This window comes from Variovorax sp. GW821-FHT09B01 (genome assembly GCF_059418345.1).
This window is the reverse complement of record NZ_JBWKPQ010000001.1, coordinates 871,771-889,537: the sequence shown is the minus strand read 5'-3', so window position 1 is coordinate 889,537 and position 17,767 is coordinate 871,771. Positions and strand designations below refer to the sequence as shown.

At 69.0% G+C, this 17,767-nt stretch carries 18 protein-coding genes; 9 read left to right on the top strand and 9 right to left on the bottom strand.

The features are described 5' to 3' along the window. Positions 1-97: 97 nt before the first annotated feature. A complete protein-coding gene (locus tag AC07RV_RS03840) occupies positions 98-1,468 on the top strand; it encodes an MFS transporter (RefSeq protein ID WP_296784700.1) in 1,371 nt (456 codons plus the stop codon). Between the two features lie 19 nt (positions 1,469-1,487). On the opposite strand, the gene AC07RV_RS03835 is transcribed toward AC07RV_RS03840, so the two are convergent. The 7 genes from AC07RV_RS03835 to AC07RV_RS03805 all read right to left on the bottom strand — a co-directional run bounded on the left by AC07RV_RS03835 (position 1,488) and on the right by AC07RV_RS03805 (position 8,169). Next, complete coding sequence (locus AC07RV_RS03835; RefSeq protein WP_296784697.1) at positions 1,488-3,611, bottom strand: putative bifunctional diguanylate cyclase/phosphodiesterase; 2,124 nt, start codon at positions 3,609-3,611, stop codon at positions 1,488-1,490. 91 nt (positions 3,612-3,702) lie between these two features. After that, entirely contained in the window at positions 3,703-4,116 is a 414-nt protein-coding gene (locus tag AC07RV_RS03830; protein WP_093352239.1) for a ferric uptake regulation protein, read from the bottom strand. A gap of 129 nt (positions 4,117-4,245) precedes the next feature. Continuing rightward, positions 4,246-4,398: a hemin uptake protein HemP gene (gene hemP, locus AC07RV_RS03825; protein WP_444813562.1), complete on the bottom strand. Its 153-nt coding sequence runs from the start codon at positions 4,396-4,398 to the stop codon at positions 4,246-4,248. Positions 4,399-4,669: 271 nt separating this feature from the next. After that, positions 4,670-5,488 carry an isocitrate lyase/PEP mutase family protein gene (locus AC07RV_RS03820; protein ID WP_296784691.1) on the bottom strand — a complete coding sequence of 273 codons (819 nt, stop codon included), beginning with the start codon at positions 5,486-5,488 and terminating at the stop codon, positions 4,670-4,672. Positions 5,489-5,573: 85 nt separating this feature from the next. Further along, positions 5,574-6,326, bottom strand: a complete 753-nt coding sequence (locus AC07RV_RS03815; protein WP_444813547.1) for a hydroxypyruvate isomerase family protein — start codon at positions 6,324-6,326, stop codon at positions 5,574-5,576. 35 nt (positions 6,327-6,361) lie between these two features. Beyond that, on the bottom strand, positions 6,362-7,165 hold the full coding sequence (locus tag AC07RV_RS03810; protein ID WP_296784685.1) for an aldolase: 804 nt from the start codon (positions 7,163-7,165) through the stop codon (positions 6,362-6,364). Between the two features lie 32 nt (positions 7,166-7,197). Beyond that, entirely contained in the window at positions 7,198-8,169 is a 972-nt protein-coding gene (locus AC07RV_RS03805) for a Bug family tripartite tricarboxylate transporter substrate binding protein (RefSeq protein WP_296784682.1), read from the bottom strand. A 196-nt stretch (positions 8,170-8,365) separates the two neighbouring features. Here AC07RV_RS03805 and AC07RV_RS03800 point away from each other — a divergent pair, with 196 nt between their 5' ends. Further along, positions 8,366-9,154: an SDR family oxidoreductase gene (locus tag AC07RV_RS03800; RefSeq protein ID WP_296784679.1), complete on the top strand. Its 789-nt coding sequence runs from the start codon at positions 8,366-8,368 to the stop codon at positions 9,152-9,154. A gap of 29 nt (positions 9,155-9,183) precedes the next feature. On the opposite strand, the gene AC07RV_RS03795 is transcribed toward AC07RV_RS03800, so the two are convergent. After that, on the bottom strand, positions 9,184-9,807 hold the full coding sequence (locus AC07RV_RS03795; protein ID WP_208513093.1) for a helix-turn-helix domain-containing protein: 624 nt from the start codon (positions 9,805-9,807) through the stop codon (positions 9,184-9,186). A 106-nt stretch (positions 9,808-9,913) separates the two neighbouring features. On the opposite strand from AC07RV_RS03795, the gene AC07RV_RS03790 reads away from it, so the two are divergent. From AC07RV_RS03790 to AC07RV_RS03770, 5 genes are all read left to right on the top strand, one after another. Further along, positions 9,914-10,816 carry a LysR substrate-binding domain-containing protein gene (locus AC07RV_RS03790; RefSeq protein ID WP_296784673.1) on the top strand — a complete coding sequence of 301 codons (903 nt, stop codon included), beginning with the start codon at positions 9,914-9,916 and terminating at the stop codon, positions 10,814-10,816. A 137-nt stretch (positions 10,817-10,953) separates the two neighbouring features. After that, positions 10,954-12,036, top strand: coding sequence for an ABC transporter substrate-binding protein (locus AC07RV_RS03785; RefSeq protein WP_296784670.1), 1,083 nt, complete (start codon positions 10,954-10,956; stop codon positions 12,034-12,036). Further along, positions 12,033-12,842: an ABC transporter ATP-binding protein gene (locus AC07RV_RS03780; RefSeq protein WP_296784667.1), complete on the top strand. Its 810-nt coding sequence runs from the start codon at positions 12,033-12,035 to the stop codon at positions 12,840-12,842. Before AC07RV_RS03785 ends, AC07RV_RS03780 begins: the two co-directional genes overlap by 4 nt. Continuing rightward, positions 12,832-13,734 carry an ABC transporter permease gene (locus tag AC07RV_RS03775; RefSeq protein WP_296784664.1) on the top strand — a complete coding sequence of 301 codons (903 nt, stop codon included), beginning with the start codon at positions 12,832-12,834 and terminating at the stop codon, positions 13,732-13,734. Before AC07RV_RS03780 ends, AC07RV_RS03775 begins: the two co-directional genes overlap by 11 nt. A gap of 44 nt (positions 13,735-13,778) precedes the next feature. Further along, positions 13,779-14,177 carry a cupin domain-containing protein gene (locus AC07RV_RS03770; RefSeq protein WP_208513098.1) on the top strand — a complete coding sequence of 133 codons (399 nt, stop codon included), beginning with the start codon at positions 13,779-13,781 and terminating at the stop codon, positions 14,175-14,177. Positions 14,178-14,204: 27 nt separating this feature from the next. Here AC07RV_RS03770 and AC07RV_RS03765 read toward each other — a convergent pair whose 3' ends face one another. Further along, positions 14,205-15,158, bottom strand: coding sequence for a LysR family transcriptional regulator (locus tag AC07RV_RS03765; RefSeq protein ID WP_296784659.1), 954 nt, complete (start codon positions 15,156-15,158; stop codon positions 14,205-14,207). Between the two features lie 146 nt (positions 15,159-15,304). On the opposite strand from AC07RV_RS03765, the gene AC07RV_RS03760 reads away from it, so the two are divergent. Together AC07RV_RS03760 and AC07RV_RS03755 are read left to right on the top strand one after the other, a co-directional pair. After that, positions 15,305-16,729, top strand: coding sequence for an aldehyde dehydrogenase family protein (locus AC07RV_RS03760; protein ID WP_296784925.1), 1,425 nt, complete (start codon positions 15,305-15,307; stop codon positions 16,727-16,729). Continuing rightward, a complete protein-coding gene (locus AC07RV_RS03755) occupies positions 16,725-17,669 on the top strand; it encodes an NAD(P)-dependent oxidoreductase (RefSeq protein ID WP_366929025.1) in 945 nt (314 codons plus the stop codon). Before AC07RV_RS03760 ends, AC07RV_RS03755 begins: the two co-directional genes overlap by 5 nt. Positions 17,670-17,767 lie beyond the last annotated feature (98 nt).

The following is a 17,767-nucleotide window of genomic DNA, read 5'->3' as shown; positions in this document are numbered from 1 at the left end:
TGCGTTTTCTCGCAGTGAGTCCGCGATTTTAAGGAATTCACGCACAGAGCGCCGCGGCCCACCATCGCCTCCTCTTCATGGATGCAAAGGGTGGAACATGCGAACCGGATCGTCTTCGCGCCGGGGCACGCTGGTGGCCGCGTCGCTGGGCTTCGTCGTGGTGCTGCTCGACGTGAGCGTGGTCAATGTCGCGCTCGATGCGCTGCTGCGCGAGTTCCGCACCGACGTGGCCGGGCTGCAATGGGTGGTCAATGCCTACACGCTGGTGTTCGCGGCCCTGCTGCTGAGCAGCGGCGCGCTCGGCGACCGCTTGGGGCCGCGCCGCATCTACCTCGGCGGCCTCGCGCTGTTCACCGTGGCCTCGGTCGCCTGCGGCGCGGCGCCCGGGCTCGGCATGCTGGTGGCGGCGCGGCTGCTGCAGGGCGTCGGCGCGGCGCTGCTGGTGCCCAACTCGCTGCTGATGCTGCAGCGGGCCTTCGCGGACCCGGTCGAGCGCAGCCGTGCGATCGGCTGGTGGGGCGCGATCGGCGGCATCGCGATGGCGGCCGGTCCGGTGCTCGGCGGCGTGCTGGTCGCGCATGGAGGCTGGCGCAGCATCTTCCTGATCAACCTGCCGATCGGCCTGCTGGCCGGGGCCCTGACCGTGCGCCACGTGGCCGCCGACGGGCCGGGCCATGCACGGCGCCTCGACGGGCCCGGGCAACTGGCCGCCGTGCTCGCGCTCGCCGCGCTGACGGCGACGCTGGTCGAGGCCGGGCGGCTGGGCTGGACCAGCGCCTGGGTCGCGGGCGGGCTGCTGCTGGCGCTCGCGGCGGGCGGGGCCTTCGTCCGGATCGAGGCACGCAGCGCCGCGCCGATGCTGCCGCTGGGCCTGCTGCGCATCCGCGCCTTCGCGATCGCCTCCCTGTGCGGCGTGGTCGTCAACTTCGGCTACTACGGGCTGGTCTTCGTCTTCAGCCTGTTCTTCCAGGTCCAGCAGCACCTGTCGCCGCAGCAGACCGGCCTGGCCTTCCTGCCGATGACGCTGGTGCTGATGGGCGCCAGCGTGCTCGCGGGCCGGCTCGTCACGCGCATCGGCGCGCGGCGGCTGATGGTGATGGGGCTGGGCCTGGCGGCCTGCGGCTATGCGCTGCTGCTGCCGGTGCGCATCGAGGGCGCCTATGCCTGGCTGGTGCTGCCGATGCTGCTGGCCGCGAGCGGCACGGCGCTGTGCGTGCCGACGATGACCAACCTCGCGCTGTCCTCGGTCGAGGCCTCGCGCGCGGGCATCGCCTCGGGCGTGCTGAATGCCTCGCGCCAGGTCGGCGGGCTGCTCGGGGTCGCCGTGTTCGGCCACCTGGTGCGCCACACCGCGCCGCAGGCATTCCTGCGCGGCATGCAGCTGTCGACGGGCATCGCTGCCGTGCTGCTGCTGCTGGGCTGCGCGCTGTGCTGGTGGCGGCTCGAGCCGCTGCCGCGCGGCCGATGAAGGCGGTGGCGGGCCGCGCTCAGGCCGCGGCGCGCACCGCGAGCCAGTCGAACAGCTGCGAGGCCGGCAGCGCGCGCGAGTACAGGAAGCCCTGCAGCTCGTCGCAGCCCATCGTCAGCAGGATGTCGCGCTGGATCTCGTTCTCGACCCCCTCGGCCACCACGCTCAGGCCCAGCGCATGCGCGAGCCGGATCACGGCGTCGACCACGGCGCGCGAATCCTCCTTGGATTCGAGGTCCTGCACGAAGCTGCGGTCGATCTTGACCTGGCGCGCCGGCAGCCGGCGCAACTGGCTCAGGCTCGAGTAGCCGGTGCCGAAATCGTCGATCGACAGGAACACGCCCACGGCCGCGAGGCCCTCGAAGGTGCGGTGCGTGGCGCGGATGTCCTCCATCGCCACCGATTCGGTGATCTCGCACAGCAGCAGCGAGGCCGGCACCGCATGCCGGGCCAGCGCGCGCTCGACGCGCTCGACGAAATCCACCTCGCGCAGCTGCATGACCGACAGGTTCACCGCCACCGGCATCGACAGGCCCTGCGTGCGCCACTGGGCGATCTGCCGGCAGGCCTCGTCGAGGATCCAGTCGCCCAGGCGCACGATCATGCCGAAGCGCTCGGCCAGGCCGATGAACTGCGCCGGCCCGATCAGGCCGAGCTCGGGGTGGTTCCAGCGCACCAGCGCCTCCACGCCGCTGAGCGAGCCGTCGCGGCCGTCCATCTTCGGCTGATAGTGCAGCTCGAACTGGTTCAGGTCGACGGCCCGGCGCAGGTCGCTCTGCAGCCGCAGCTGCGCCGCCACGTCGGAGCCCATGTGCGATTCGAACATCACGTAGTTCGCGCCGCCGGCGCGCTTGGCGATGTACATCGCGGCGTCGGCATTGGCCACGAGCTTGTCGGGCTCGCCCTGGCCGGGGTAGACCACGATGCCGATCGAGCAGGCGATCTGCAGCGGCTTGTCCTGCAGCGAGAAAGGCTCGGCCAGCTTGCGCAGCGCGCGGTTGGCCACCTGGGCGGCCTCGGCCGCATCGCTCACGCCCTCGAGCAGCAGCAGGAACTCGTCGCCGCCGATGCGCGCCACCGTGTCGCTGTCGCCCGCGACATCCATCAGCCGCCTGGCCGCGGCACGCAGGATCTCGTCGCCGGCCGCGTGGCCGAAGGAGTCGTTGATCGGCTTGAAGCCGTCGAGGTCGACGAACAGGATCGCCACGCGTTCCTTCACCAGCGGCTGGTTGACGCGCGCCATGCGCGCCAGCGCGTGTTCCAGCCGGTCCTCGAACAGCACGCGGTTGGGCAGGCCGGTCAGCGCGTCAGTGAAGGCATGGCGCTGCAGCTCGCGGTTGGCGTGGGTGAGCTCGGCGTTGGCGTCCTCGAGCGACAGCGCCAGGCGCTGCGTGACCATCTGCATGCGCGCCTCGAGGATCGAGCCGAGCAGCGTGCCCAGCAGCAGCACGCACGAAGCCAGCACCACGATGACCGTCAGCCCCGTGCCGTGCAGCTCGCCGGCGCTCAGGCAGACCGAATCGGGCGCGAAATTGGCCGCCGCCATGCCCGTGTAGTGCATGCCGCAGATCGCCACGCCCATCACCAGCGCGGCCAGCAGCTGCACGGCCGGGCGCCGGGCGGCGCTCACGCGGACCAGGTTGCGCATGATCAGCAGCGCCACCGCCGAGGCGCCGATGCCGATCAGCGCGGACAGCCCCACGATCACCGGCTGCCACAGGATGCCGGGCGCCATCTGCAGCGCCGCCATGCCGATGTAGTGCATGCCGCAGATGCCGCCGCCCATGACCAGCGAGGCCACGCCCAGCCGCCCGAGGCTGTAGTTGGGCCGGCTCGCGACCCACAGCGCCACCCCGGAGGCCGCGACGGCCGCGACCCACGACAGGAAGGTGTACCAGCCCGAGAAGCCCAGCTCGATCGGCAGCGTGAAGCCCAGCATGCCCACGAAATGCATCGACCAGATGCCCGTGCCCAGCACCACCGAGCCGACGCTCCACCACAGTGGCTGGAAATTGCCGCCGGGCCCGCGCATGCGCCGCGACAGGTCGAGCGCGACGAAGGAGGCCAGGGTGGCGATCAGCAGCGAGGCCGCGACGATCAGCGGGTCGTGGTGGGACGGGAGAAAAAGGGACGGGGCGTTCACCTCCCGAGTATCTCGCGAGCATGTAACAAGGGGTTGATGCGGGGGTACGACCCGCTGGGGCGTGGTCGCCTCATGTCGGGAGGGACGGCCGCTAGCGCCGCGCGCCGAAGGCCGTGACCACGTAGTCGGAGAGCTCGAAGCCCAGTTCCGCCGCGATGACCTTGAGGCGGTTCTCGATCTCGGGGTCGAAGAACTCGAGCACGTCGCCGGTCTTGGTGCACACCAGGTGGCCGTGGTGGCGCTCGCGGTCGTTGAGTTCGTAGACGGCCTTGTTGTTGCCGAGCTGGCTCTTCTTGAGCAGGCCGGTCTGCTCGAACTGGGCCAGCACGCGGTAGACGGTGGCCAGGCCCAGGTCGGTCTGTTCGGCCAGCAGCTGGCGGTAGACGTCTTCCGCCGCCATGTGCCGCTGCTTGCTGGTGCGGAACAGGTCCAGCACCTTCAGGCGCGGCAGGGTGGCCTTGAGCCCGGTCTGCTTCAGGTCGGGAGCGGCGGCGTGCTCGTCCATGCGCGTGCGTCCGGTCGATGTTCGTCGGCGTGGGAAAAAAATGCATGGCTGGCCGGTGAACCGATGGCTAGCAAAAAACGACCCTTGGAGACCGTTGAGTCTCGGAGTCGCCCCACGATGAAACTGAAACTACTTGGTCAGGATGAGCTTGCCCAGCTTGGTGGCCTGCAGCCTGTACACGAATCCGTTGTGCGAGATCTCGACCACCTTCTGGCCGCGCAGCAGCGCGGCGCTGTCGAGGCTCGCCGTCACCAGCGCGGCGTCGTCGAAGTGGCGAACCACCTCCGGCGCGGCGGCGTCGCGGGCGACTTCGTCCGCGAGCACCGGCTCGTGCACGAAGGCCTCCACCGTCAGGGCGACGGGCTGCGGCGTCGCGGCGCGGCGCACGCGCAGGGTCGGGCGGTGGCTGGTCAGCCCCGACGGGGACGGTTGGCTTCCTTGAGAGAGGAGAGCTTGCATGGTGGCGGTGGTCGCTTCGGGATGAAGCTGGTTGGTGACTTGGCTCGACTATAGCACTAAATGAGAGTGATTCGCATTAATAAAAACTGAATTTTCATGCGGCGGTTGAAAAGAGCGCGTTGAGCTCGCCGACCGACAGCATGCGTTCGTCCATCGCATCGAAGCGGCCGCGCGCGAAGGCCTCGCTCGCGAGCCGGCCCACCAAGCCCAGCGCCGCCTGCAGCGGGCCGCAGCCGAGGCTGATGCGGCGTGCGCCGGCCCGCGCAAGACTCTCGGCCGTGGGCGCGCCCGCATAGCCCGCGTACACGTTCACCGGCAGGGCGACCGCGCGCGACAGGCCTTCGATCTCCTCGGGGCTCGACAGGCCGGGCACGAAGATGCCGTCCGCGCCCGCCGCCGCGCAGAGCGTGGCGCGGCGCAGCGTTTCCTCGAAGCGTGCCGCCGGGTCGGCCCAGGGGACGATGTGGGTGTCGGTGCGCGCATTGATGAAGAAGCGCGCATCGAGCGCGCGGATCGCGGCGATGCGCTCGCACAGCACTTCGGGCGGCGCCAGCTCGCGCGTGCCGGGCCGTGTGCCGTCCTCGATGTTGATGCCGGCCACGCCCAGGTCGATGAGCGCGGCCGCCACGTCGCGCACCGCCTGCGTGCTGTCGCCGTAGCCGCGTTCGAGGTCCACGCTGACCGGCACGCGCGCCACGCGGCAGATGCGCGCGCAGGCCGCGATCAGTTCGTCGGCGGGCATCCGTTCGCCGTCCGAGTAACCCAATGACCAGGCAATGCCCGCGCTGGTGGTGGCGATGGCGCTCGCGCCCGCGCGCTCGATGACGCGGGCGCTGGCGGCGTCCCAGGCGTTCACGAGGATCAGGGGCGCGGGGCCCGTGTGCAGGCGATGGAAGACGTCGTTGCGTTGCATGGTCACTGGCTCCGTGAGGAGGAGGTTGGAAGTGACCGCAGCGTAGAAGCGACGCGCCGTCGCGGCTTGGAAAAAACTGCTGTTCTCAGCGCGCCCGCAGTTCGATGCCGTGCGCTTCCAGCCACCCGAAGCTGGCCAGGGTGCCGTCGCTGGGAAAGTATTCGCAGCCGATCCAGCCCGTCCATCCGAGCTGCTTCAAGGCCCGGAACACCATCGCGAAGTTGATCTCGCCACTGCCCGGCTCGTGCCGACCGGGCACGTCCGCGATCTGGACATGCGCCGCATGCGGCAGGCTCTGGCGCATGCGCTCGATGAGGTTCCCTTCGCCGCGCTGCAGGTGGAACAGGTCCAGCATGATCTTGAGGTTGTCGCGGCCTAGCTGTTCGATCAGCGCGATGGCCTGGGCCTGCCGCGTGAGCAGGAAGTTCGGCCGGTCGATCGCGTTGAGCGGCTCGATCATCAGGCTGAGACCGTGGCGCGCGGCGATGACGCAGGCGTCGTCGATGTTCCTTGCGAAGACCTCCCACGATGCCTCGCGGGTCAGGCCCGGCGGCACGCTGCCCGACATCGCATGGATCCTCGGGCAGCCGATCTCGGCCGCATACGCGGCGGCGATCTTCACCGACGCGAGGAACTCGGCTCGGCGCGTCGCATCGACGGCCAGTCCCCAATCGCCCCGGTCGACGTTGCCGGGCTGCGTGTTCATCGTCACGCACTGCACCTCGTGGCGCGCGAGCTCCGCGCGCAGCACCTTCGCGTCCACCTCGTAGGGAAACCAGATCTCGACCCCCTCGAAGCCGAGGGACGCGGCCGCCCCGACGCGCGCCAGCAGCGGCAACTCGGCGAACAGCGTCGACAGGTTGGCCGCGAATTTCATGCGGGCTGCCGATCCGCCGCGAGGCAATCGGGATCGTCGCGCAGCACGCGCCGCGCGAAGTACAGGAAGGCCATGTCGATGACCTGGGGCTTGAGCAGGAAGTCGCGCGCTTCGCTCGCCAGGTGGTCCGGCACCGGACGGATGGTCCCCGCCGCCGAGGCGTGCAACTGGTTCGCCGCCTGCTGCTCCATCCAGATGGCCAGCGTGGCCGCCTCGGCGATGCTCGTGCCCGCGGTCAGCAGTCCGTGGTGGGCCAGCAGCAGCGCCTTGCGGCCCGCCAGTGCCTGCGAAATGATGCGCCCCTCCTCATCGGCGATGGGAAGGCCGGGCCACTCCTCCAGGTAGCTGCAGTTGTCGTGGAACACGCAGGCGTCCATGTTCGCGACGATCAGCGGCTGCCCGATCATGGCCAGCGTCTGCACGGCCGGCGGATGGGTGTGGATGATGCATTTCACCTCGGGGTTGGCGCGATAGACCCAGGTGTGGAAGCGCGTGGCCGGATTGGGCAGGGAGCGGCCGTCGAGCGCCTGCAGCGCGTCGTTGGTCACCATGAAGCCGTCGGGCGTGGCCTCGTCGGCACCGATGCCGAACTTGAGCGTGTAGTAGGTGCCCGGCGCTTCGGCGCGCGCGGTGATCTGCCCCGCGATGCCGTTGGCCCAATGGCCCTCGGCGGCCAGCATGCGCGCGGCCAGGACCAGCTGCTCGAGCTCGCTGTAGGCGATGCCCGGCGCCTTGGCGCGCAGTTCGCGGTAATAGGCTTCCTTGATGTCCTGTTCCGAGCGTTGTGTCTCTGGGTTCATTGCTTCTTTCGGGAGTGGGGAGGGCGCATCGATCAATCGATGCGGATGTTGAATTGCCGGATGACCTCGCCCCAGCGCGCGTAGTCGGCGCGGAAGTAGTCCCTGAACTCGCTGCTCGAACCGCCACCCGGTTGCAGTCCGAGGTCGGCCAGCCGGCTCTTGATCTCGTTGGTCTGGAGCACGCGGTTCATCTCCGTGTTCACGAGCTGGATCACGGTGTCGGGCGTGCCGCGCGGCGCGAACAGGCCGTGCCAGTTGTCGCCCTCGAAGCCCGGGAAGAACTCCGACAGCGTGGGCACGTCCGGAAGCTGCGGATTCCTGGCCTTGCTGCCGATGGCCAGCGCGCGCACCTTGCCGCTGCGGATCAGGGGAATCGCGGTCGTGGTCGGCTCGAAGCCGATCGCTACCTGGCCGCCCATGAGATCCGACAGGAACGGCGACTTGTAGGGAATGTGCGTGAGCTTCACATCGGCCAGGCTGGCGAACATCTCCATCAGGATGTGCGGCGCGGTGCCGACGCCGACCGAGGCGTAGTCGATGGAGGTCGGCTTCGCCTTCGCCTGCTGGATCAGCTCGGGCAGCGTCTTGTAGGGCTGGGCCATTCCGGCCAGCAGCACGAAAGCGAAGTTCGCCGTCCTGACGATGGGCGTGAAGTCCTGCAATGCCTGGTAGGGCATCTTCGTGTAGACGTGCGGGCTCATGCTCATCACGGAGGTCACGCCCGCGAGCAGCGTGTAGCCGTCGGGCGCGCTGCGCGCGGCATCGGCCGTGCCGATCAGGCCCGCGGCCCCGGGCTTGTTGTCGACGATCACCGTCTGCCCGAGCGACTTGCCGAGCCCGTCGCCGAGCAACCGCGCGAGTGCGTCGATCGACATGCCGGCGCCGAAGGGCACCACCATGCGGATCGGCCTGGACGGCCATGCGTTCTGCGCGAACGCGAGTCGGGGGGCCGCGCCCGCTGCTGCGGCAAGCAGGGTGAACCTGCGGCGATCGATGTCGAACATGCCTTCTCTCCGGTTGCTGGCGAAATTGCCTTCACGAATGCGGGCGGCGTGCGAGCGGATGTGCGCGGGCCGAATTGGGCGCGAGTATTAAACACAGGGTGTCTACTAGTCAACACGTTGACCAAAACGGATATTCTTTGCCGCGACGAAGGTCCTCCGGTCGGAGGACGGTTTGGCCCACGGAAGGAGAACGGCTTTGACGGCATTGGACGAATCGCGCAACGAGACGGAAGGCAACCCGCCCAAGGTGGCGGTGGTGACGGGCGCCGGCAGCGGCATCGGCAAGGCGGTGGCGCTCGCCATGCTGAAGGCCGGCTACAGGGTGGCGCTCGTGGGGCGTCGCGAACAGGTGCTCGCCGAGGTGGCGGCCCGCTCGGCGGCGCCGGACCGCGCGCTGGTCGTGCCGGCCGACGTGACGGACGCCGATGCGGTCGGCGAGATGTTCGAGCGGGTCAGGTCACGCTGGGGCCGCGTCGACGTGCTCTTCAACAACGCCGGCATCTCCGCGCCGCCGGTCGAGTGGCACGCGCTGAGTGCAACGCAGTGGCGCGAGGTCGTCGACGTGAACCTGAACGGCATGTTCTTCTGCCTGCAGCAGGCATTCCGGACGATGAAGGACCAGCGCCCGATGGGCGGTCGCATCATCAACAACGGCTCGATCGCGGCCCATGCGCCGCGGCCCAACGCGATCGCCTACACGGCGACCAAGCATGCGGTGAGCGGCATGACCAAGGCCGTCTCGCTCGACGGGCGGGCCTACGACATCGCCTGCGGGCAGATCGACATCGGCAACGCGGCTACCGACATGGCGGACCAGTTCGCGCGCGGCATCCTGCAGGCCAACGGCCAGCTCGCGAGCGAGCCGCTGATGGACGTGAACCTCGTCGCCGACGCCGTGCTGCACATGGCCGGCCTGCCGCTGGAGGCCAACATCCTGTTCCAGACTCTCCTCGCCACCAAGATGCCGTACATCGGCCGGGGCTAGTCCGCAGCCCGCCGCGAACGGCGAGATGGTCAGGTGGCGGACATCACGAGCAGCGCGCTGGCCTTGGCGCGGCCGACGCGGACGATCCGGTGCGTGAGGTAGCCCGGGAAATGGATGCAGTCCCCGGCGCGAAGCCGCTCGACGCGATCCTGGAAATGGATGTCCACGCTGCCCGTGAGCACGTACAGCAGCTCATGGCCTTCGTGCTGGGCCTGTATCGGTCCGTCGGAGGTGCCGGGGTAGAGGATGAAGGCGCCGAAGCTGCTCGAGCGCGCATCCTGCAGCAGGGCCGCGAACTGGTGCTGCTCGTCGGCCATGAAGCGCGGATGCAGCTCCTCCCCGCGGCTCACGACGATCGCCTCCTCGTGGATCACCTCGCCCACCAGGTGGCCGATGCCGCAGCCCAGCGCATTGGCCAACTTGGAGATCATGGTCAGCGAAGGCGCCTTGAGGCCCCGCTCGATGCGCGACAGGTGCGTCTTGTGCACGCCGACCAGTTCGCCGAGGGCTTCCACGGTCAGTTGCTTGCTCTTGCGCAGCGCGCGGATGCGCAGTCCCAGCGCCGCGGGCGACAGTGGCGCGCTGTCGCCCTTGCTTTTCTTCGATGGGCGGGCTGCGCCGGCAGACGGCGGTTTCGACGATTCCAGGTCCATGGCCCGATCTTGTCATAGACGAAGCAGCCCCCGGTCCGCACGAGGAGGGCGGCCGCGTTCGGCGCGCTTCTTGCATTGTTTGATCGATATCCCGGAGCGCCTTCACATGGATGTTCGACAGTTGCGCTATTTCGTGGCGGTCGCCGACGAGCTGAGCTTTCGCCGGGCCGCCGACCGGCTGCACGTGGCCCAGCCGGCGCTGAGCCGGCAGATCCAGCAGCTCGAGGACCGGCTCGGCGTGCTGCTCGTCGAGCGCGACAAGCGGCATGTCGCGCTGACGCCCGCGGGAGACGCCGTGCTCAAGCAGGCGCGCACCGTGCTCGGGCTGATGCAGCAACTGCCGGGGCTCGCGCAACGCGCGGCCGCCGGCTGCAGCGCGCACCTGCGGGTGGGATTCATCAGCCTGGTGGCCAGCGAATTCCTGCCGATGCTCGTGCGCGGCTTCCGCAGCGAGTTCCCGAACGTCGACGTGAAGCTCAACGAGTTCCAGGTGCTGCAGCAGTTCGAGCCGCTGCTGCGCGAAGACATCGACGTCGCGATCCTGCGGCTGCTGAAGCCCGATGCCGCCATCGCGAGCTATGTCATCCAGCGGCAGCGCTTCGTGGTCGCGCTGCCCGAGGGGCACCCGCTGTGCCGCAGCGAGTCGCTCGCGGTCGGCGACCTCGCGTGCGAAGACTTCGTCTCGCTGCCCGCCGGCCCGGGCAAGAGCTTCGGCGGCCTCACCTTGCGCTTCTGCCGGGACGCCGGTTTCGAGCCCCGCGCGATGCACGACGTGGGCGATTCGCAGGCCATGCTGGGCATGGTGGGCGCGGGCGTGGGTGTCGCCATCGTGCCGGAGGCCGCGCGGCACCTGCACACCGACGGCGTCGAATACCGGCCGCTGAACGACCTCGAGGAACGCGCCGAGATCGCCATCGCCTGGCGGGCGCAGGACACGAACCCGCTTGTCGGCGGGTTCGTCGATGCCGCGCGGCGCAGCTTTCCCGCGCAGTTCGCCATGTCGCCCTGATGCGCCCTGATGCCGCCGCGGCATCACGCCCGTCGCCATAAGTATTGGCCCGCGAACGCACCGCCTCGCACACTGAATGCACGTCGCGCGGCATGCCGCCAGACGGTTCCCGTCCACCCGCCAGCAGGAGCACCCCGATGCCATCTTCCCGCCATGCCCGCAGCCCTTCGTCGAGGAGCCGCCGCCGTTTTCTCGGCGGCATCGCCGGCGCGTCGATCGCGCCCGCGTTCTCGTCGTTCCTCATGCCGGGGGTGGCCCTCGCGCAGTCGGCGAAGCTGGGCACCGCGGACTACGGCGTGGCGAGCATCGATCCGCTCTATGCGATGGCCTATGTCGCCGCGAAGAAGGGCTACTTCGCGCAGGCCGGCCTCGACGTGCGGCCGCTGAACGCGCAAAGCGGGCCGCGCGCGAAGCAGATGCTCGCGGCGGGGCAATTGTTCGCCGCGACCTCCGGCGTGAACGATCCGGTCTCGCTGACCATCGCGGGCAAGCAGGCGGTGCTGGTCGCGGGCTTCGACAACCGGATCGCGTTCGCCAACATCCTCACCACGAAGAAGCTCTACGAGGGCGGCCTCAAGGACATCAGGTCGCTGGCCGGCCGCTCGATCGGCGTGACCCAGCCCCAGTCGGCGACCTGGCTCATGGCCGTGTACTTGGCGGATCGCGCGGGGATCAAGGACAAGCTGCAGGTCCGGGCGCTGGGCGATTTCTCGACCATGCTCGGCGCGGTGAAGAGCGGGTCGGTCGACTGCTGCACGGCCACCTACTCGATGCTCAACAAGGCGAAGGAGGAGGGCTGGGGCGTCCCGCTGTTCGAAGTGACCGACGACGCCAGCTGGAACGCCAACTTCGGCGGCGACGTGCCGGGCGTCGGCCTCTACGTGATGCAGGACAGCATCGACAAGCGCCCCGAGGCCGTGCAGGCGCTGGTCACGGGCATCGTCAAGGCCTCCGACTTCATCCGCCAGACGACGCCGGGCGACATCGTGTCGCTGATCGAGGAGGAGTACCTGCCGGGCTACGGCCGGCAGCTTTCCATCGACTCGGTGTCGGTGTTCAAGAAGATCTGGAGCGGCGACAACCTCATCACGCCGCAACACTACGCGCGCCTGATGGACGTGATGGGCGGGCGGCAGATCACGCCGCAGGAGATGAAGCAGGTGCCCTACGAGAAGATGGTGAACATGAGCTTCGTCAAGCGCGCGCGGGGCCTCGCATGATCGAGCTGCAGCACGTGAGCAAGGCCTACCTGAGTTCCACGCGCGAGACCTGGGCGATCGGCGACGTCTCGTTCCGCGTGGCCAAGGGCGAGTTCGTGGCGGTCGTGGGCCCGAGCGGCTGCGGCAAGAGCACGCTGCTCAACATGATGGGCAGCTTCATGGCGCCGAGCGCGGGCCGCATCGAGATCGGCGGGCGTGCCGTGCGGCACGGAACGATTCCCGACCGGCTGGGCTACATCTTCCAGAAGGACACCGTGCTGCCCTGGCACACCGTGGGCCGCAACATCGGGCTGGGCCTGAAGTTCCGCGGCGTGCCGAACCACGAGATCCGCGCGACGGTGCGCAGGCTGCTGGAGCTCGCGAACCTCTCGGGCTGCGAGGACATGCTGCCGCACCAGCTGTCGGGCGGCATGCGCCAGCGCGTCGCGCTGCTGATGACGCTCGCCTGCGAGCCCGAGGTGCTGCTGCTCGACGAGCCCTTTGGCGCGCTCGACAGCAACACCAAGATGACGCTGCACCGGGAACTGCTCGAGATCTGGCAGAAGCTGGGCCAGACGGTCGTGATGGTGACGCACGACCTCGACGAGGCCGTGAGCCTGTCCGATCGCGTGATCGTGCTGTCGGCGCCGCCCAGCCAGGTGGTGCTCGACCACCGTGTCGACCTGCCGCGGCCGCGCGACGTGTTCGGGCTCCGCGACTCGGACGACTTCAGCCATCACGTGCGCGCGATCTGGGCCGTGCTCGGGCGCGAGTTCCAGGCCGCGCAGGGGCGCGCCAAGGGGCAGGGGGTGGCACATGTCGCCTGAACACGATGCCGCTCGCGCGCTGCAAGGCGCGCAGGACGACGCGGCGGCCCTGCGCAGCCGGGACTTCGCGGCTGCCGCGCGCAAGGCCGCGCGCCAGGAGGCCCTCGGCGTGCTCGCCTGGCAGTGCGCGATCTTCGCGGGCTTCCTCGCGCTGTGGGAAGGGCTGACCCGCGTGCCCTGGTTCGTGAGCAACACCTTCATGGACCCCTTCTTCATCAGCCGGCCCTCGCTGGTCGCGCAGCGCATCTACGAATGGACGCTCGGGAGCAAGGCGGGCTTCATCTGGCCGCACCTGGCATCGACGGTGCTGGCCACGGCCATCGGCCTGGTCGTCTCGGTGGTCACGGGCTTCATCGCCGGGCTGGGGCTGTCGCAGAGCCCGAGGCTGGCCCGCATCCTGGCGCCGTTCATCACCGGCGCCAACTCGCTGCCGCGCATCGCCTTCGTGCCGCTGATCACCATGATCTTCGGCCTCGGGCTGGCGTCGAAGGTGGTGACGGCCTGGTTCATCGTCTTCTTCCTGGTGTTCTTCAACACCTTCAAGGGCGGCCAGAGCATCGAGCCGCACGTGATCAACTTCTGCCGCACCCTGGGCGCCTCGCGCTCGAACCTGCTGTGGAGCGTGCGCATTCCCTTCGTCTCGGGCTGGATGTTCGCCGCCTTGCCCAACGCGGTCGCGTTCTCGCTGATCGGCGTCGTGATCTCGGAGTTCGTGGGCTCGGACCGCGGCATGGGCTACCTGATCATCACCTCGCTGTCGACGCTCAACGCCACCGACATGTTCGCCACCATCACGGTGCTGTCCGTGCTGGGCATCGTGCTCGTTTCCGCCATTCGCCATGTCGAGCAGCGAACGATGAAGTGGTCGCCCGAGTTCCGCGACGCGCACTGAGCGCCGCCCCATCCATTCATTCATTCATTCGAAGGAGAGACACCATGAACACCATTGCCGGCAAGCCGCACAAGCAGGAACCCACGATCGGGGGATCGATCTACGTCCAGCCCGAGCGCATCGAGTGGAAGCCCACGCGCTTCGACAAGGTCATGATCAAGGTCCTGTACGAGAACCCCGAGCAGGGCGAGATGACCTGCCTGCTCAAGCTCGACCCGGGCGCCTACATCCCGTTCCACAAGCACCCGGAGCTCGAGCAGACCCTGGTGCTGTCGGGCTCGGTGGAAGACCATGACGGCCTCGCGCAGGCGGGGGACTACATCTGGCGCAAGCCCGGTTCGTTCCACGACAACAGCTCGAAGACCGGTGCCGTGGTGTTCGCGGTCTATCGCAAGCCGAACATCTTCTTCCACGCCGCGTCGGGGGAGACGAAGGGCTTCTGAGCATGAGGCCCCGCACGGCGGGCGCGACTAGGTCCGTCCGTGCTCGCCCGATGAGCGGATCCATTTCGCCCCGGTCCACTCGCCGCTCTCGACCGCGGCCTCCATGCAGCGCTTGAGTTCGCCGACCACGCATTGGCCCGCGGTGGAGGTGCGGCGCGTCGTGGGCAGCGCCAGGTAGATGCTGCGCGCGAATTCGGGCGCCGCGATCGGGGCGGCCGACAGCAGGCCGCGTTCGAGTTCGCTGCGGATCGCGACCGCCGGCAGCACCGAGAAGCCCACGCCCTGAACGACGAGGTCGCGCTGGACCGACAGCGCATTCGTCTCGGCCGCGATCCGAAACGGCACGTCGGCGACCGCGCACGCATGCTCCACGAGCCCGCGCAGGTTGTGCGGCCGGCTCGGCAGCACCAGCGGTGCCTGGCCCAGCGCGCGGACCTTTACGGGCTTCTTCAGCGAGAGTCCGTGCGCCGCCGGCGCGGTGAGGCACAGCACCTCCTTGAGCAAGGGCTCGAGACTCACGCTCGGCCGTTGCGGGGCGTCGTACAGCAGCGCCATGTCGAGCTCGCCCGTCTCGAGCCAGCGCGCGAGATGGTCCGTGTAGCCGACCGACAGCGACACCTGCACGCCGGGGTAGCGCTCCTTGAGCGCCAGCACCAGCGGCGCGGCCAGCAGCTCGCAGCTGCTCGGCAGCAATCCCACGTGGACGATGCCCGCGATCGACGGGCCCGAGGGCTGGATCTCCGACCTCGCGTTGTCGAGCTCGCGCAGCGCGCGCCGTGAGTACTCCACGAGCGTGCGGCCCGCATCCGTCAGCACCATGCCGCCGCGGCTGCGCTCGAAGAGCAGCGCGCCGAGGTCGTCCTCCAGCAGCTTGAGCTGCCGCGAGATCGCGGGCTGCACCACATGAAGAAGCTCGGCGGCGCGCGTCACGCTGCCGGTGTCCGCGATCGCCAGAAAGGCCCGAATCTGCCGCGTATCCATCGCGTTTCCTGCCAGCAAAAAAAGTGATTTATCGATCAGAAATGGTAATTCGACGGCATGTGAAATGCAAATTTATGATCCGACCACTTCGCACCGACACCCGCATCCGCGAGTGACCCGGCAGACCAGGAGACAGGACCATGGACATTCAGAAGAACCTCATCGGCGGCGAATGGATCGCCGGCCAGGAATCGATCGCCAGCATCAATCCGTCGGATACCCACGACGTGGTGGGCCAGTTCGCGCTCGCCGACGCGGCACAGGTCCGCCAGGCCGTGGCGGCCGCGCGCGCCGCCCAGCCGGCCTGGGCGGCAACGACCACGCAGGTCCGCAGCGACCTGCTGCAACGCACGGCGCACGAGCTCTTCGCGCGCCGCGAGCAGATCGGCGAGCTGGTCTCGCGGGAAGCCGGCAAGACGCGCGCCGAAGGCATCGGCGAAGTCACGCGGGCCAGCCAGATCTTCGGCTTCTTCGCCGGCGAGGCCGTGCGCTACGGCGGCGAGAACCTCCCGTCGGTGCGGCCGAACATCGGCGTGCAGACCAGCCGCGAGCCGATCGGCGTGGTCGGCCTGATCACGCCGTGGAACTTCCCCATCGCCATCGCCGCATGGAAGATCGCGCCCGCGCTCGCCTTCGGCAACACGCTGCTGCTCAAGCCCTCCGAAGAGACGCCCGCGGTGGCGAGCGAGCTCTTCCGCGTGCTCGAGCGCAACGGCCTGCCCGCGGGCGTCGCCAACCTGGTGAATGGCCATGGTGCGGTCGCGGGCGCGGCCATCGTCGACGGCGTCGACGCGCTGAGCTTCACGGGCAGCGTCGCCACCGGCCGAAAGCTGGCCCAGGCCGCGGTCGCGAAGATGGTGCGCGTGCAGCTCGAGATGGGCGGGAAGAACCCGCTCGTCGTGCTCGATGACGCCGACCTGCCGCAGGCGGTGGAGTGCGCGCTGAACGGCGCCTTCTTCTCGGCCGGCCAGCGCTGCACCGCGTCCAGCCGGCTGATCGTCACCGACGGCATCCACGACCGCTTCGTCGAGGCCCTGCGCGCACGCATGCGCGAGGTGCAGGTGGGCCACGCCCTGGCGGCGGGCACCGACATCGGTCCGGTGATCAACCAGCGCCAGCTCGACATGGTCCAGCGCTACATCGCGGTCGGCAAGGACGAGGGCGCCCGGCTCATCGAAGGCGGCACCGTGCTCGAGCGTTCGACACCCGGGTTCTTCATGGCGCCCGCGCTGTTCGTCGACACCCGCAACGACATGCGCATCAACCGCGAGGAGGTGTTCGGGCCGTTCGCCACGGTGATCCGCGCGCGCGACTACGAGGAAGCGCTCGCGCTGGCCAACGACACCGAATACGGCCTCTCGGCCGGGATCTGCACCCAGTCCCACAAGCACGCGACCCACTTCCGCCTGAACGTGAAGAGCGGACTGGCCATGGTCAACCTGCCGACCGCGGGCCTCGACTACCACGTGCCCTTCGGCGGCACCAAGGGCTCGAGCTTCGGACCGCGCGAACAGGGGAGCTACGCCGCCGATTTCTACACGCTGACCAAGACCGCCTACATCGGGCATTGATACCAGGAACCACCGGAGACATCGAATGGAAAAAATCGGCTTCATCGGGCTCGGGCGCATGGGCAAGTCCATGGCCCTGAACCTGCGAAAACAGGGCTACCCGCTGGTGGTCCACGACCTGAACGCCGCGGCGGTCAACGAGCTGGTCGATGCCGGCGCGGCGAGCGCGCAGAGCATCGCGCAGATCGCGCGCGAGTGTTCGATCGTCGCGACGATGCTGCCCAGCTCGACCGAAGTGGAGCAGGTGGCCCTGGGCGCCGAGGGCATCTTCGCCAACGCACACAAGGGCAACATCTTGCTCGACATGAGCACCATCGATCCGCTGGCCACCGACCGGCTGGCCGTGGCCGCGCGCGCGGCTGGGCAGTCCGTGGTCGACGCGCCCGTCGGCCGCCTGGCCGAACACGCGGACCGCGGCGAATCACTGTTCATGGTCGGCGCGACCGACGAGGACTTCGCCCGCGTGCGGCCGCTGCTCGATGTCATGGGCTCGACCGTCTACCACTGCGGCGACGTCGGCACGGGCGGCCGGACCAAGCTGGTCAACAACTACGTCGCGGTCACGCTGTGCCAGGTCAACGCCGAGGCGCTCGCGCTGTCGCAGCGTTTCGGGCTCGACATCACCCGCACCCTGCAGGTGCTCTACGGCACCTCGGCGACCAACGGGCAGTTGCGCCTGAACTTCCCGAACAAGGTGCTGGTGGGCGACACCACGCCGGGCTTCACGATCGACCTCGCCCACAAGGACATGGCGCTGGTGATGGGCGCGGCCCACGCGGCCAGGGTGCCGATGCCGGTGGCCGCCGCGGTCTTCGAGTCCTTCAGCCTGGCGCGCGCGAGCGAGTACGGAAAGATCGATTTCTCGGGCATCGCCGATGCGGTCTGCGACCTCGCGCGGATCGAGCGCGCACGGGTGCCCGCGGGCTGGAAGGCCGCCTGAAGACGGCCAGCGCTTTCGAACGGAACGAGTCCGGCAAGAGGCTCGATCCCTAGCCTCCCGATCCACATAAAGCGCAGCCGAAGCATCGGCTGCCAAGG